The sequence below is a fragment of the Sphingomonas canaveralia genome (assembly GCF_047238125.1).
Taxonomy (GTDB): Bacteria; Pseudomonadota; Alphaproteobacteria; order Sphingomonadales; family Sphingomonadaceae; genus JBDFMH01.
In genome coordinates this window covers 2,362,316-2,377,025 of the sequence record NZ_JBDFMH010000001.1, presented here as the reverse complement: position 1 = coordinate 2,377,025, position 14,710 = coordinate 2,362,316, and the positions used below count along the sequence as shown (strand labels likewise).

General features: G+C 69.6%; 13 protein-coding genes. 6 read left to right on the top strand and 7 right to left on the bottom strand.

Going from position 1 to position 14,710, the window contains the following annotated elements; all coding sequences use genetic code 11:
• Positions 1-42: 42 nt before the first annotated feature.
• Positions 43-1,125 carry a methyltransferase gene (locus tag ABC347_RS11885; RefSeq protein WP_413245937.1) on the bottom strand — a complete coding sequence of 361 codons (1,083 nt, stop codon included), beginning with the start codon at positions 1,123-1,125 and terminating at the stop codon, positions 43-45.
• Positions 1,126-1,204: 79 nt separating this feature from the next.
• Between ABC347_RS11885 and crtD the strand changes: the two genes are divergently transcribed.
• Positions 1,205-2,761, top strand: coding sequence for a 1-hydroxycarotenoid 3,4-desaturase CrtD (gene crtD, locus ABC347_RS11880; RefSeq protein ID WP_413245936.1), 1,557 nt, complete (start codon positions 1,205-1,207; stop codon positions 2,759-2,761).
• Complete coding sequence (locus tag ABC347_RS11875) at positions 2,758-3,594, top strand: hydratase (protein WP_488199651.1); 837 nt, start codon at positions 2,758-2,760, stop codon at positions 3,592-3,594. Before crtD ends, ABC347_RS11875 begins: the two co-directional genes overlap by 4 nt.
• Here ABC347_RS11875 and ABC347_RS11870 read toward each other — a convergent pair.
• Genes ABC347_RS11870 through bchI form a run of 4 tightly spaced genes read right to left on the bottom strand, consistent with a single transcriptional unit; the run spans position 3,541 to position 7,275 of the window.
• On the bottom strand, positions 3,541-3,711 hold the full coding sequence (locus tag ABC347_RS11870; protein ID WP_413245935.1) for a hypothetical protein: 171 nt from the start codon (positions 3,709-3,711) through the stop codon (positions 3,541-3,543). The genes ABC347_RS11875 and ABC347_RS11870 overlap by 54 nt on opposite strands.
• Positions 3,708-4,613 carry an alpha/beta fold hydrolase BchO gene (bchO, locus tag ABC347_RS11865; RefSeq protein ID WP_413245934.1) on the bottom strand — a complete coding sequence of 302 codons (906 nt, stop codon included), beginning with the start codon at positions 4,611-4,613 and terminating at the stop codon, positions 3,708-3,710. The genes ABC347_RS11870 and bchO overlap by 4 nt, the downstream gene beginning before the upstream one ends.
• On the bottom strand, positions 4,610-6,271 hold the full coding sequence (locus ABC347_RS11860) for a magnesium chelatase subunit D (RefSeq protein ID WP_413245933.1): 1,662 nt from the start codon (positions 6,269-6,271) through the stop codon (positions 4,610-4,612). The genes bchO and ABC347_RS11860 overlap by 4 nt, the downstream gene beginning before the upstream one ends.
• Positions 6,268-7,275: a magnesium chelatase ATPase subunit I gene (gene bchI / locus ABC347_RS11855; RefSeq protein ID WP_413245932.1), complete on the bottom strand. Its 1,008-nt coding sequence runs from the start codon at positions 7,273-7,275 to the stop codon at positions 6,268-6,270. Before bchI ends, ABC347_RS11860 begins: the two co-directional genes overlap by 4 nt.
• Before the next feature lie 49 nt (positions 7,276-7,324).
• On the opposite strand from bchI, the gene ABC347_RS11850 reads away from it, so the two are divergent.
• The 4 genes from ABC347_RS11850 (at position 7,325) to pepN (ending at position 13,135) form a co-directional block, all read left to right on the top strand.
• A complete protein-coding gene (locus ABC347_RS11850; RefSeq protein WP_413245931.1) occupies positions 7,325-7,804 on the top strand; it encodes a TspO/MBR family protein in 480 nt (159 codons plus the stop codon).
• Positions 7,805-8,648: 844 nt separating this feature from the next.
• A complete protein-coding gene (locus tag ABC347_RS11845) occupies positions 8,649-9,110 on the top strand; it encodes a DUF4126 domain-containing protein (RefSeq protein ID WP_413245930.1) in 462 nt (153 codons plus the stop codon).
• Positions 9,107-10,480 (top strand): FAD-containing oxidoreductase, encoded by a 1,374-nt coding sequence (locus tag ABC347_RS11840; protein ID WP_413245929.1) that lies wholly within the window; start codon positions 9,107-9,109, stop codon positions 10,478-10,480. The genes ABC347_RS11845 and ABC347_RS11840 overlap by 4 nt, the downstream gene beginning before the upstream one ends.
• 60 nt (positions 10,481-10,540) lie before the next feature.
• Entirely contained in the window at positions 10,541-13,135 is a 2,595-nt protein-coding gene (gene pepN / locus ABC347_RS11835; RefSeq protein WP_413245928.1) for an aminopeptidase N, read from the top strand.
• A 40-nt stretch (positions 13,136-13,175) separates the two neighbouring features.
• Here pepN and ABC347_RS11830 read toward each other — a convergent pair whose 3' ends face one another.
• Positions 13,176-13,760 (bottom strand): ABC-type transport auxiliary lipoprotein family protein, encoded by a 585-nt coding sequence (locus tag ABC347_RS11830; RefSeq protein WP_413245927.1) that lies wholly within the window; start codon positions 13,758-13,760, stop codon positions 13,176-13,178.
• Between the two features lie 5 nt (positions 13,761-13,765).
• Positions 13,766-14,710 carry an MlaD family protein gene (locus ABC347_RS11825; protein ID WP_413245926.1) on the bottom strand — a complete coding sequence of 315 codons (945 nt, stop codon included), beginning with the start codon at positions 14,708-14,710 and terminating at the stop codon, positions 13,766-13,768.

Genomic DNA, 14,710 nt, shown 5'->3' with positions numbered 1-14,710 from the left:
ACAGCACTGCAACGAGTGTCAATTTGCTTTTACAACTTGGCGTCAGGCCGTCGCGACAAGGATGCGCACGGTAAGTGGAATGGGCGTGTCAATTTCACGAACCGTCGCGAAGCCTGCCTGCGCCAGCATCGCGCGAAGCTCGTTTGCTGAACGAGGTCGGCCGCTGCCCATCGCCCAGAGGTACAGGCCGAAATAGCCGTCGCCGGCGGCCTCGGCACCGCGGGTCTCGGCCATCGGCTCGGCGATCAGCAGCCGCCCGCCCGGCGACAGCGCGGCGCGGATCTTGACGAGCAGCGCCTGCGCGACGGCGTCGTCATGATCGTGCAGCACGCGGATCAGTGTGATCAGATCATGGCCGGGCGGCAGCGGATCCTGTGAGAAATCGCCGGGATGAACGCTGATCCGCTCGCCCAGGCGGGTCGCAGCCCGCGCTGCCACCTGTGGTAGATCGAACAGGCCGAGTGCCAGCTGCGGGGCGGATGCAGCGACCGTTTCCAGGAACCGGCCCTCGCCCCCGCCGATGTCAAGCATCCGTCGGTGGCGCGCGAATCGATAGGCCTCAACAACATGGCTGCCGACCAGCGCCTGCGATGCCGTCATCAGCGCGGAATAGGCGGCGGCGTCACCGCCCGGCGCGGCCCCGGCATAGCTCCAGAAGCGGCCAAGTTCTCCCTGGCCGCGGCCGTTGCGCAGCAGCGCCACGGGATCGGCCAGGTCGGCGTAGAGCATCGGGTGGTGCGCCACCATCGCGGCGATGCCGGGATTGCCGCGCAGCGCGGCGCCGGCCAGGCCGAGTGCATAGCGCCCGTCCGCCAGCCGTTCGGCCAGGCCAAGCGCGGTGGCGGCGCGCAGCAGGCGATCGGCGGCATCTTGGGAGAGGTTTGCGCGATTCGCCAGCGCGGCGGCCGGCTGAGGTCCGCCTGCCAGCCAATCCGCCAGTTCCAGCTGAACGAAGGCGAGCAGGATCTGCGAATAGGTGAAGCCTGCCACGAGATCGAACAGCCGCCCGGCATGGCCGCGGGCGATCGTACGCGTGCCCGGCAGCCGCGCCGCGATCCGCTGGAAGCGCGGATCGGCGATCAGCCTGTTGCGCACGGCGATCCAGCGTTCGCGCAGGCTTCGCATATTCTCGATCGCTTCCGACGCTTTGAGGTGTCCAACTTATTGGACGGATGCTATAGCCGGTCAATCGAGGAGAGCGCGGGTGGAGACGCGAAGGGTCGCGATCATCGGGGCGGGCGTCGGCGGGCTGGTGAGCGCCGCGCTGCTGGCCGCGCGCGGGATCGAGGCGATCGTGCTGGAAGCGGCCCCCACCCCCGGCGGCAAGCTGCGCGCGCTGGACGCGGGTGGTGCTGCAATCGATGCCGGGCCGACCGTGTTCACACTGCGCGACCTGTTCGAGGAGATTTTCGAGGAAGCGGGCGGATCGCTGTCGGCCGCGCTGACGATGCGGCCGGCGGATATCCTGGCGCGCCACGCCTGGGGGGCGGACCGGCTGGACCTGTTCGCCGATCCCGCCCGCAGCGAAGCCGCGATCGGCGACTTCGCGGGGGCCGAGGCGGCGCGCGGCTATGCCCGCTTCCGGGCGGAGGCGGCGCGGATCTACAATACGCTCGACCGCAGCTTCCTGCGCGCCGGCCGCACCAATCCGATCGGGCTGACCTGGCGGATGGGGCTGCGCGGCTTTCCCGACATGCTGGCGATCCGGCCCTACACCGCGCTCTGGGCGGCGCTCGGCGATCATTTCCGCGACCCGCGGCTGCGCCAGCTGTTCGGCCGCTACGCCACCTATTGCGGATCCTCTCCGTTCAAGGCGCCCGCCACGCTGATGTTGATCGCGCATGTCGAAGCGATGGGCGTGTGGCTGATCGATGGCGGGATGCATGCGCTGGCAGGTGCGCTCGAAGCGCTCGGCCGGGCCAACGGCGCCAGCTATCGCTACCGCGCCCCGGTCACGCGCATCTTGGTCGAGCGCGGGCGAGCACGCGGCGTGGAACTGGCGGGGGGCGAGCGGATCGCGGCCGATGCGGTGATCTGCAATGCCGATCCTGCAGCGTTGGCAGACGGCCGCTTCGGCGCGCAGGCCGCGCGTGCGGTAGGCCGGGTGCCGCCGCGCCGCCGATCGCTTTCGGCGATGGTGTGGCTGGCGCGAGCCGAGACGCGCGGCTTCCCCTTGGTGCGCCACAATGTGATGTTCTCGCCGGATTATCCGGCGGAGTTCGCCGCGCTGCATGCCGGGCGGCTGGCGGAGCATCCCAGTGTTTATGTCTGCGCGCAGGACCGGGGGGACGGGGTGCCCGATCCGTCCGGGCCCGAGCGCTTCCAGATCATCGTCAACGCCCCGCCCACCGGCGATGCGGGCGGCTTCACCCCAGCGGAGACCGATCGATGCCGCCAGCACATGCTCTCGACCCTCTCGTCCGCCGGGCTCTCGCTGGCGCTGGAGCCGGACGCCACGCGGCTGCTGAGCCCGACCGATTTCGAGCGCCTGTGTCCGTCGACGGGTGGAGCCCTTTATGGACGGGCCTCGCACGGGTGGGCGGCCTCCTTCCTCCGGCCGGGCGCGCGGACGCGGATCCCTGGGCTCTACTGCGCGGGCGGGAGCACCCATCCGGGCGCGGGCGTGCCGATGGCGGCGCTTTCGGCGCGGACTGCCGTCGATCGCCTGCTGAGGGACCTCGCTTCGACGGCGCGGTACCGCCCGGCGGCTATGCCTGGTGGTATGTCGACGCCTTCAGCGACGATGGCCGCAACGGGCTGACCATCATCGCCTTCGTCGGCAGCGTCTTTTCCCCCTATTATGCTCGGGCGGGGCGGCGCGACCCGGAAGATCATTGCGCGTTGAACGTGGCGCTCTACGGACGCGGCGGCGGACGCTGGACGATGACCGAACGGCCGCGATCGCAGGTGTCACGCAGCCGCGACCAGCTGGTGCTGGGGCCGAGCGCGGTGACGTGGGAGGGCGATTGCCTGCGCATCGACATCGCCGAGGTGGGCGTGCCGATCCCGCGCAAGGTGGTCGGCACGGTGCGCGTTTGGCCCGAGGCGCTGGGCGCCACCCGGTTCGCGCTCGACCCAGCCGAGCGCCACATCTGGCACCCGATCGCGCCGCGTGCGCGGATCGAGGTGGAGATGCAGTCGCCCGCGCTCCGCTGGCAGGGGTCGGCCTATATCGATTCGAATTTTGGCGCGGAACCGCTGGAGGACGGCTTCATCGACTGGAACTGGTCGCGCGCGCATCTCTCGCGCGACGTGGTGGTTCTGTACGAAGGCGTGCGGCGCGCGGGCGACCGGTTCGCGCTGGCGCTGCGCTGTGATCGCCAGGGGCGCTGGCGCGACATGGAACTGCCGCCTGCCGCGCGACTGCCACGCACGTTGTTCCAGATGCCGCGCGCCACCCGCGCCGATGCCGGCTTCCGCCCGCGCGTGATCCGCACCTGGGAAGATGCGCCCTTCTATTCGCGCTCGGCGATCGAGACCCGGCTGGATGGGGAAACCGTGCGCGCGGTGCATGAAAGCCTGGCGATGAACCGTTTCCGATCACCGATCGTCCACGGGATGCTCCCCTACCGGATGCCGCGGGCGATCGGCTGACTTGTCCTTGTCGCGCGCGATCTCGCGGTTGACCGAAACGAGCTGCCAGACGGCAAGGCCCAGGATGACGATGCCGGTGAAGGCCATTTCGACCAGGCCGTAATGGGCGGGATTCATGCGACGGTCTCCACAATCGGGGCGGAACGGGCACACGCGGCGAAAGCGAGGATGCGGTCGGCGATCAGATCGGGGCCCTCCTCATGCGCAAGATGGCCGAGGCCGGGCAGCACGTCCAGCGTGGCGGCGGGCATTCGCGCGGCGGCGGACCGCACCGATGCCGTCGGGATGGCGGGGTCGGCCGCGCCGTGGATCAGCAGCACTTGAGGCCGAAGCCGGGCGAGATCGCGCTCGAGCGGTTCGAGATCCCAATGCGCCATCATCGCCAGCGCGCCCGCGCAATGGGCCGGGGTGGCGAACAGCGCCGCATAGCAATCGACCCCCTCCTGATCGATCGGCGAGGCGGTGGCACGCAGGAGGAAGCGACGCACCTCATCCGGCCCGCCTGCGATCCGCGACAGGATCGACGGCATCAGCGGATTGACGAACAACAGTTTCGCCAGCCCCGGAAACAGTTTTCGCGCGATGCCCGGGAAAGGCGCCAGCGCGGGCGAGAGGCCGACCAGCGCATCGGGTGCGATGCCGCCATCGAGCGCCATCCGGATCGCGATCGCCGAGCCCGCCGAATGGCCGATCGCCAGCGTTGGGGCCACGCCCAGTTCCGCCAGCAGCGCACTGACGGCACGGGCGGTGGCGGGCAGGCCGTGGCCACCGGGCGGGCGGCCTTCGGTGAAGCCATGGCCGGGTAGATCGGGCGCGATCATAGTGAAGCGTTCGGCCAGCAACGGCGCGAGCCCGCGCCAGCTGTGGGTGGCGGCGCCGGTGCCGTGCAGCAGCAGCGCCGGCGGGCCGCTGCCCAGCATCTGCACATGCCAGCGCATCGGCCCGACCGTCACGAACCGGCTGTGCGGGCGCAGCGGCCAGTCGCGGCCTTCGACCGCCCAGCGCGGGCGATAGCTCATCGCGGAGCCGGCCGCATTGCGCCCACCGCGCCTGCCATACGCTGCGCATCGGCATGGGGCATGGCCAGGTGGCGGAACCCCATCGCCACAGCCAGCGCCGCCGTTTCCGGGCGGGCACGGGGGGCGGTGTCGATGAACAGCCCGTCCAGCCCGTCGCCACGGATCGCCTGAGCGGCGGCCAGGGCCTCGGCCTCCGCCTCCGGGCGGCCGCCGGTGCCGCTGCGTGCGACATTGGCGCGGCCATCGGTCAGCAGCACGATGAACGGCGTGCGGCCGCGCGCGCGTTCCGCCAGCGCCAGCCCGCGCGCCATATCCAGCCCCGCCGCCAGCGGGGTGCCGCCGCCGCCCGGCAGCTCGGCCAGCGCGCGCCGGGCGCGGGCTAGCGACCGCGTGGGGGGCAGCAGGAGATCCGCCGCCTGCCCGCGAAACGCCACCAGCGCCACCTGCGCGCGCGAGACATAGGCCTCGGCCAGCAGCAGCTCCACCGCGCCCTTGGCTTCCGCAAGCCGCGCCAGCGCCGCCGATCCCGACGCATCGACCGCGAAGATCGTCACTGGCTCGGCCCGCGCGACGAAGCGGCGGATGCGCAGATCATCGCGGCGGATGCGCACGCGGCGATCGGCGGCGTCGGCCCGGCGCAGCGCCTGCCACGGGGCGGCGCTGCGCAGCGTTTCGATCAGGCTCAGCCGCGCGCCGCCGCCGGGCATGCCCGGGCGCGTGCCGGCCGGGCGGCCACGGGTGGGGGATCGCCGGCGCTGGCCGGATCCGCGCGATCGCGTGCCCGGCCCGCGCCCCGCGCGCGGCGCGTCGGCACCGGCCAGCAGATCGGGCGGCAGCAGCGCGCGTGCCGCATCCAGCACCGTGTCGGCCAGCGCATCGCCCGATCCTTCGCCTTCCGCCTCGCGGGGATCGCCAGATGGCGGCGGTGGCTCCGCCGTCTCGGCCTCTGCCGCGGGCGGTAGCCGGGTGGCGCGCGGGGCCAGCACCAGTCTCGCGGCCAGGCGCAGATCGGCCTCGGTCAGCTCCGCCCGATCGACCAGCCGTGCCGCCGCCCGCGCTGCGCGCAACGCCAGCAGCGGCGCGCGCGCACCAGCCACCCCCAGCGCATCGGCGATCTCGACCAGCGCCGCGATCGCCGCATCCTCGCCGATCGGGGTGGCGGCAGGCGCATCGCCGGGCGGCGCGGGGCTGGCGAGATCGATGTGGAAGGCCAGCCGCTCGGTCAGTGCAGCCGGCGGGCGTTCGTCGTCGCCGATGCCATCGTCGAGCAAAGCGGTCAGGAAGCGATCCGGCCCGCCGGCATCGATCGCATGCGCCACGCGCGCGGCGACGGCCGGATCCAACCGCTCCGCCATCGGCGCGACGATCAGCCCGCCCGCCGCTTCCGCCAGCAGGCCGGGGGTGGTGCGCAGGCCCTGGCCGGCGAGTGCAGCGGCCAGATCGATGCCGCCGGCCAGCCGATCGGCATCGATATGGCCGGGCAGGCGGCGGCGCGGGGCCGCGGCAGGCAGCGCGCGATCGAGTTCGGCCAGAACCTGATCACGCGCGGTGCCGTCGCCGCGCAGGGTGAGCCCGCCCAACCCGAAATCGAGCGCGCAGAGCCGGGCTGCCAGCACCGCATCGGCCAGCGCAGCGCTTGCGCCGGCCGCCGCCGTCATGCCGCCGCCAGCTCGCCCAGCGCGCGTTCGATCCGCACCGTCGATCCGGTCTCGTCGAGCGGGTTGCGCCGCAGCCGGTGGCGCAGCGCCAGCGGCGCGACCTGGCGGACATGCTGGACCTGGACGACGGCATCGCCATCCAGCGCGGCCAGCGCCCGCGAGGCGCGCATCAGCGTGAGTTCGCCGCGCAGCCCATCCGCCCCCACCGCGCTGCACAGCCGCGCCGCCAGCGCCAGCATTTCATCCGGCATCGCGATGCTGCCGACCGCCGCGCGGGCCGCAGCGATGCGCTTCACCGTCCGCTTCTCCTCGCGCGCGAAGCGATCGACGAAGGCTGCCGGATCGCGCTCATACGCGTCGCACCGCTTCAATATCTCGATTCGTTGCGCGATGTCGGCGGGCGTGCGGACCTCGACCGACAGGCCGAAGCGATCGAGCAGCTGCGGCCGCAGCTCGCCTTCTTCGGGGTTGCCGCTGCCCACCAGCACGAAGCGCGCGGCATGGCGGATGCTCAACCCCTCGCGCTCGACCACATTCTCTCCCGATGCCGCCACGTCCAGCAGCAGATCGACGATATGATCCTCGAGCAGGTTGATCTCGTCGATATAGAGGAAGCCGCGATTGGCGCGCGCCAGCAGGCCGGGCTCGAACGCCTTTTCGCCGCGGCCAAGCGCGCGTTCCAGATCGAGCGCGCCGGTCACCCGATCCTCGGTCGCGCCCAGCGGCAGATCGACGAACGGCACCGGCTGCATCGCCTTGCCGCGGGCATGGCGCTCCGGCTCCGGACAGGTGGCGGTGCCGGGTTCGCAAGCGTAGCGGCAGCCGGGGGCGACCGAGATCGGCGGCAGCAGCGCGGCCAGCGCGCGCGCGGCGGTGGATTTGCCGGTGCCGCGATCGCCGAACACCATCACCCCGCCGACCCGCGCATCGACCGCGGCGATCAGCAGCGCGCGCTTCATCTCCTCCTGGCCGACGATCGCCGAGAATGGGAAGGACTGGCGCATCGCCAATGTGTATCACGCACGTGACGTATCACAAGACGGACACTCGCCGATGGCGCTTACCCCTTTCCTCGTCAGCGGCGGCGCGGCGATCGTGCTCGGCGTGGCGGGCGGGCTGCTGACCGAAGTCGGCGCCTGGTACAAGGCGCTGCGTAAGCCGCGGCTGAACCCGCCGGACTGGCTATTCGGCCCGGCCTGGACGCTGATCCTGGGGATGGCGGCGGCCAGCGCGGGCATCGCCTGGCAGGCGGCGGCGGGCCCGGCGGACCGCAACCGCGTCGTGATCCTGTTCCTGGTCAACGCGCTCTGCCACCTGCTGTGGAGCCCGCTCTTCTTCAAGGCGAAGCGGCCGGATTGGGCGCTGGTGGAAGTGATCTTCCTGTGGGGATCGCTGGTGGCGCTGCTGATCGGGCTCTGGCCGATCTCGCAGACGGCGGCGCTGCTGATCCTGCCCTATCTGGTATGGGTCAGCTTCGCGGCGTGGCTGAACTGGCAGATCGTCAAGCTGAACGCGCCGTTCGGGCGGGGTTAGGCCTGGGGCGAACGTCCGACTTTGGTGGGTAGGCGACAGGCAGCTTTCGGATGCATGGAGACAGAAGCCGACGTAAGTGAGATGCGTGAACGCGAGAGGGCATCAGGTGGGCAATCAACGTATTCCCGGCCTCGGGTATCTGATCGCGTTAGGAGGCATATCTTCGTGTCAGCAGGTTAGCGTGAATAGCCAAGTAGAGCGAGAAGCAGAAATCGCGAAAGCGAGACTCTCAGACGGAGGAGCAGTGGAAACGGCAATATCATCCCTAAAGGATAATGGATTTTCCTGTTTCTTATTTGCTGACCGCTCCAAGCTGAGAGGTCAGCCATCCTTTATTTGCCGGAAGATAATCGTCGAGAAAACATGGTGGGGGCACGGAAGTTATCATACCATCAGTGTTTTACTTGATGCTGATGCGGTTAGTGAGATCGCAGCATCAAACGTCCGTATAGATTGGGGCGGTCCAAGGGGCCTTTAAAACGGCCATATGTCAGCTTTTAAGGTTCGCGGTCGCGCCGTCCAACGACAGCCACTGGGCGATAGTGGACATCCCACAAAGGCTGCGATGTCCTCCTTTTGCGCCGACCGAGGGTGGTAGCGGGCATTGAGCAGGCCCCGGTCCCCAACCTCCTAAAGCACGTCCCCGAACATGGCCCACAGCAGGGCGACCCAGGCGATCAGGCCGATCGCGCCCAGCAGCCAGTTCATCCGCTCGCCGATCCAGTCGCGCATCGCATCGGGCTAGCGGGGGTGGGGGCGGGGGACAAGCGGGGTGTTGCGCGGGCAGCGGGCGTGGCATGATCGTGCCGCGCCCCGAACGACCGCGCGGGCCGGGAGATTGCCGATGCTGTTCCTCCTCGCGCTGCTGATCGGCATCATCGCTGGGCTGCGCACGATGACCGCTCCGGCGGCAGTCTCGATCGGCGCGCATTCCGGGCTGGTCGCGCTGGCCACGACGCCGCTCGCCTTCCTAGGATCGATCTGGGCGGCGGGCATCCTGGTGCTGCTGGCGCTGGGCGAGCTGGTGACCGACAAGCTGCCATCCACGCCCAGCCGCAAGGTGCCGCTGCAGTTCGGCGGCCGGATCCTGTTGGGTGCGCTATCCGGCGCGGCGCTGGGCGCGGCCGGCGGGGCGCTGGTGATCGGGCTGACCTTAGGCGCGATCGGCGCGGTGATCGGCACGCTGGGCGGGGCGGCGGCGAGGGCGCGGCTGGCGGCGGCGCTGGGCCGCGACCTGCCGGCCGCGCTAATCGAGGACGCCGTCGCGATCGGCGGCGCGGCGCTGATCATCCTGTCGCTGCGGTGAGCACGCACGACGCGATCATCGTCGGCGCGGGCCAGGCCGGCCCGGCACTGGCGGCCCGGCTGTCCGCGGCGGGGATGACGGTGGCGCTGGTGGAGCGGCATCTGGTCGGCGGCACCTGCGTCAACACCGGCTGCAAGCCCACCAAGACGATGGTGGCCAGCGCCTATGCCGCGCATCTGGCCCGGCGCGGCGCGGATTACGGCGTGAACACCGGGCCGGTGACGGTGGACATGCGCGTGGTGGCGGCGCGGGCGCGCGCGGTGATCCTCGATTCGCGACACGGCAACGAGCGCTGGATCGACGGCATGGAAGGCGTGACGCTGGTCCGCGGCCATGCCCGCTTCGAGAGGCCGGGGCGGATCCGCGTGGGCGAGATGCTGCTGGAGGCGCCACGCATCTTCCTGAACGTCGGCGGGCGGCCCGCGGTGCCCGATCTGCCCGGTGTCGGCGACGTGCCCTATCTCACCAACGCCGACATGATCGCGCTGGAAGCGGCGCCCGCCCACCTCGTGGTGGTCGGCGGCAGTTATATTGGGCTGGAATTCGCGCAGATGTTCCGCCGCTTCGGATCCGAAGTCACGATCGTGGAGGCGGGCCCGCGGCTGATCGGGCGCGAGGATGCCGACACGTCCGAGGCGATCCGCGCGATCCTGGAAAGCGAGGGGATCGCGGTGCGCACCGGCGCCACCTGCATCCAGCTGGCGCGCGAGGGGACCGGCGTTTCAGTCGGCGTCGATTGCGCCGAGGGCGCGCCGCGCGTGGTGGGCAGCCATGTGCTGCTGGCGACCGGGCGGCGGCCCAATAGCGATGATCTGGGGCTGGAGGCGGCCGGCATCGAAACCGATGCGCGTGGCTATATCAAGGTGGACGATGGGCTGGCCGCATCAGCCCCCGGCGTCTGGGCGCTGGGCGATTGCAACGGGCGGGGTGCCTTCACCCATACCGCCTGGAACGATCATGAGATCGTGGCCGCGAACCTGCTCGACGGGGCCAGCCGTCGGGTGTCCGATCGGATCACCGGCTACGCGCTCTATATCGATCCGCCGCTGGGCCGGGTGGGGATGACCGAGGCGCAGGCGCGCGCGAGCGGCCGCCCGCTGCTGATCGCGAAACGCCCGATGACGCGGGTCGGCCGCGCGGTAGAGAAGGGCGAGACTGCCGGGTTCATGTCGCTGATCGCCGATGCCGAAACCCGCCGCATCCTGGGCGCGGCGATGTTGGGCACCGGCGGCGACGAGGCGATTCACGGCATCCTGGATCTGATGAATGCCGACCAGCCGGTCGATACGCTGCGCTGGGCAGTGCCGATCCACCCGACCGTATCGGAACTGTGGCCCACGCTGGCCGGAGACCTGGCACCGGCCGATTGAGGCAGGCTAGGCCGGATTCGGCGCTTTCATCGCCCTGCCGGCAGGCGTAAACCGCGCGCCATGCCCGATGCCATGATTGCCCCCGCCCAGCCCCACATCGTCAAGCGCAGCGATTATCGCCCGCCGGACTGGCTCGTGCCCGAAGTCTCGCTGCGGTTCGATCTCGATCCGGCGCGCACCCGCGTGTTCGCCCGGCTCGAGGTGCGGCGACTGGGCGAGGCGGGCGCGCCGCTGCGGCTGGATGGCGACGGGTTGACCCCGCTTGTCGTGACGGTGGACGGCGCGCCCGCGGACTGGACGGTGGAGGCCGGGCAGCTGGTGCTGGCGCTGGATGGCGACGCGCATGTCGTCGAGACCGAAGTCGAGCTGGTGCCGGAGGCCAATTCGCAGTTGATGGGGCTCTATGCGTCGGGCGGGCTGCTGTGCACGCAGTGCGAGCCCGAAGGCTTCCGCCGCATCACCTTCTTCCCGGATCGGCCCGACGTGCTGTCGCGCTTCCATGTCCGGATGGAGGCGGACAAGGCGCGCTACCCGGTGCTGCTGGCCAATGGCGATCATGTCGGCGCGGGCGATCTGGCGGATGGGCGGCACTTCGCCGAATGGAATGATCCCTTCCCCAAGCCCACCTACCTCTTCGCGCTGGTGGCGGGCGATCTTGCCGTCAACCGCGCCGTCTTCACCACCCGTTCGGGCCGCGAGATCGAGCTTGGCATCTGGGTGAAGGAGGCCGATCTGCCGCGCACCGACCATGCGATGTCGGCGCTGAAAACGTCGATGGCGTGGGACGAGCGCGTCTATGGCCGCGAATATGATCTGGGGGTGTTCAACATCGTGGCCGTGGCCGATTTCAATTTCGGCGCGATGGAGAACAAGGGCCTCAATATCTTCAACTCGCGCTACATCCTGGCCGATCCCGATACCGCGACCGATGCCGATTATGATGCGATCGCAGGCGTGGTGGCGCATGAATATTTCCACAACTGGTCGGGCAACCGCGTCACCTGCCGGGACTGGTTCCAGCTGTCGCTGAAGGAAGGCTTCACCGTCTTTCGCGATCAGCAATTCTCGGCCGACCAGGGCTCCGCCGCAGTCAAGCGGATCGAGGATGTGCGCGCGCTGCGGGCTGCGCAGTTCCCGGAGGATGCCGGCCCGCTGGCGCACCCGATCCGCCCCGAAAGCTATATCGAGATCTCGAACTTCTACACGGCGACCGTCTACAACAAGGGCGCCGAAGTGATCCGTATGTTGCACAGCATGTTGGGCGAGGAACGCTTCCGCGCCGGCTGCGACCTCTATTTCGATCGGCATGACGGGCAGGCCGCCACCTGCGAGGATTTCGTGGCCGCGATGGAAGATGGCAGCGGTGCCGATCTGACGCGGTTCCGGCTCTGGTATTCGCAGGCCGGCACGCCGCGCGTGCGCGCTACACTGGATCATGACGCGCCCACCGGCCGCGCGCGGCTGCGCCTGTCGCAAGCCACGCTGCCGACGCCGGGCCAGCCCGCCAAGCAGCCGATGCCGATCCCGCTGAAGGTCGCCCTGTTCGGCGAGATCAGTGGCCAGCCGTTCGGGCCGGAACAGCTGGTGATGCTGGAACAAGCGCAGGGCGAAGTGCTGTTCGAAGGAATTGGCGAGCGGCCGATCCTGTCGATCAATCGCGATTTTTCCGCCCCGGTGGTGATCGAGGCCGACCGGGCGGCGGCGGACCTGGCGTTCCTGTCGCGTCACGACGACAATCCGTTCGCGCGCTACGAGGCGATGCAGCAGCTGATGGTCGATACGCTGGTGCAGATGGTGGCGAGCGGCCAGGACGATGGCGGCGATGCCGTCGTCGATGCGGTGCGCGACACGCTGGCCGATGCCGCGCTCGATCCCGCCTTTATCGGAGAAGCGGTGCTGCTGCCGTCCGAAGCCTTCATCGGCGATCAGATGCTGGTGGTCGACCCAGATGCGATCGCCGAGGCGCGCGAGGCGCTGCGCCGCCGGCTGGGCGGCGAGCTCGAGGATCAATGGCGCGCCGCTTATGCCAGCGCGCAATCCAACCGGTACGAATATACGCCGCCGGCCAAGGGGCTGCGCCGGCTGCGCACCGTGGCGCTGGGCTATCTGGCGGCGAGCGGGGCGGAGGATGTGCCCGCATTGGCGCTGCGCCAGTTTACCGACGCGGACAATATGACCGATCGGCAGGGCGCGCTAGGCGTGCTCGCCAACGGCACCAGTGCCGAGCGCGAGACCGCGCTCGCCGCCTTCTACGATCGCTATCGGGACAACCCGCTGGTGCTGGACAAATGGTTCACCACCCAGGCGCTCGCCACCCGTGGCGACACGATCGACGTGGTCGAGATGCTGGTGAAGCATCCAGATTTCACGCTGAACAATCCCAACCGGCTGCGTTCGGTCGTGGGCGCCTTCTCGGTCAACCAGCGCGCCTTCCACGATGCCTCGGGTCGCGGGTATCGCTTCCTGGCGGATATGGTGCTGGCGGTGGACAAGCTGAATCCGCAGACCGCGGCCAAGCTGGTCCCCCCGCTCGGCCGCTGGCGCCGCTTCGACGAAGCGAGAGCGAACCTGATGCGCGCCGAACTGCAGCGGATCGTAGCGACCCCGGGCCTGTCGAAGGACGTGTTCGAACAGGTGTCAAAGAGCCTGGGGTAGCGCCAGCAAGCTTCTTCGCCGGCGGCAGCGCGGAAAGCCTTTAACCGCCGATCCAGCCGGCTACTTCACCTGCCACCTGGTTTGCGGCCTGGTTCAGTGCGGGGGCGACCGTTGCGACGTCGATCGTGGTCAGTGGTACGCGGGCTTCGAAGCGGCGGAGCTGCGCGCCTTCGGTGCCGTCGCGGACCAGTGCGGCATCGTAGATCACCACGGCTGATGACGTCGGCTCGTCGACACCGAACGCCAGCAATCGGCCGGTCAGGCGCTGGCCCGATGCAACGACCGGCTGGCGCTGATCGAGCACCACCCGCCCGGTCTTCGCGCTGACGGTTTCGGCCAGCAGATTGCGGAACAGCCGCGCGGGCGGCTCGCTCCACTGTGCATCCTTCAGATAGGCGATCGCGGTTGGGCCCTGCTGCACGGGCACGCGCAGGCTGGCGAGGGCGGCCGGCGTGGTCGGCCAGCTGATCGCGACCGCCTGGCCTTGGGTCACGCTGCGTGCCGCGCCTACCGGTTGCATCGCGGCCGGGGTCATTACCATCAGCGTCGGCGGCACCTTGGGGCCGAACGAGCAGGCCGCCAGCGACAGCGGAGCGGCAAGCAGAAGCGCGCGGATCGGGGTCATGGCTCTCATTTCGGATTATAGTCGGGAAGCTTGTTGCCGCCGAGCACCGCGCCAGCGCCGCCGCGATCGAGGCGGTTGGCGACGCCGGTCAGCGCTTCGGCCATCTCGCTCAGATCACGCACCAACTGGTTGGCCTCGGGCAGGGTCTGGGTGGTGAAGTTCTTCACGCCCGGACGCGCATCCTGCAGCGTCTGATCGAGCGTCTCCATACTGCGCTGGGCGGAAGCGACCGCGCGATTGAGGTTCGCCATCGCCGGCTTCACGTCATTTGCCATCACGCCGTTGGTCGTGCCGGCGAGCTTCGCGATCTCCTGCGCGGCGAGCCCGGCCTGGCGGATCGCAACGCGCGATTCGGCCAGCGTTGCGCGCATGTCCGGCGCACCGTCCGCCAGGCTGCCACTCAGCCGGTCGAGATTGCTCAGGATGTTCGCGATCGAATTCTGATTGCGGTCGTCCAGCAGCAGGCCCAACCGTTCGGTCAGCGTCTGCAGTTGTTCGAGCAGCTTCGGGGCCGAGCTCAGCAACTCGCCGAGCGCACCGGGCTTGGTCGGGATCACGGGCACGCCATAAGGCCCGTTCTCAGCGATCGGCGGTGCGCCCTTGATCGCGCCGTCGAGGTTGATCTGGCTGACGCCGGTGAAACCGACGCCGGCGATGGTGGCCGTGGTACCCTGCAGGATCGGCACGCCATCCTTCACGTTGATGCGCACGCGCACGAATTCGGGCTGGTCGGGCATCAGCGAGATCGAATCGATATTGCCGACCGGCACGCCCGAGAAGGTGACGCTGGAGCCCTTTGCCAAGCCATCGACCGATGTCTTGAAGAAGATGTCGAAACGCTGGTCGTCGGTGCCGGAGAAGCCCGCGATCCAGACGATGAAGCCGAGCGTCATCACGATCAGCGCCAGCACGACGCCGCCGACCAGGATATGGTTGGACCGGTTTTCCAT

Bases quoted from the DNA above. Each gene is read 5' to 3' on its own strand.
- ABC347_RS11885 (WP_413245937.1), bottom strand. From the start codon at position 1,125: ATGCGAAGCCTGCGCGAACGCTGGATCGCCGTGCGCAACAGGCTGATC.
- ABC347_RS11870 (WP_413245935.1), bottom strand. From the start codon at position 3,711: ATGAATCCCGCCCATTACGGCCTGGTCGAAATGGCCTTCACCGGCATC.
- bchO (WP_413245934.1), bottom strand. From the start codon at position 4,613: ATGAGCTATCGCCCGCGCTGGGCGGTCGAAGGCCGCGACTGGCCGCTG.
- ABC347_RS11860 (WP_413245933.1), bottom strand. From the start codon at position 6,271: ATGACGGCGGCGGCCGGCGCAAGCGCTGCGCTGGCCGATGCGGTGCTG.
- bchI (WP_413245932.1), bottom strand. From the start codon at position 7,275: ATGCGCCAGTCCTTCCCATTCTCGGCGATCGTCGGCCAGGAGGAGATG.
- ABC347_RS11850 (WP_413245931.1), top strand. From the start codon at position 7,325: ATGGCGCTTACCCCTTTCCTCGTCAGCGGCGGCGCGGCGATCGTGCTC.
- ABC347_RS11845 (WP_413245930.1), top strand. From the start codon at position 8,649: ATGCTGTTCCTCCTCGCGCTGCTGATCGGCATCATCGCTGGGCTGCGC.
- pepN (WP_413245928.1), top strand. From the start codon at position 10,541: ATGCCCGATGCCATGATTGCCCCCGCCCAGCCCCACATCGTCAAGCGC.
- ABC347_RS11830 (WP_413245927.1), bottom strand. From the start codon at position 13,760: ATGACCCCGATCCGCGCGCTTCTGCTTGCCGCTCCGCTGTCGCTGGCG.
- ABC347_RS11825 (WP_413245926.1), bottom strand. From the start codon at position 14,710: ATGGAAAACCGGTCCAACCATATCCTGGTCGGCGGCGTCGTGCTGGCG.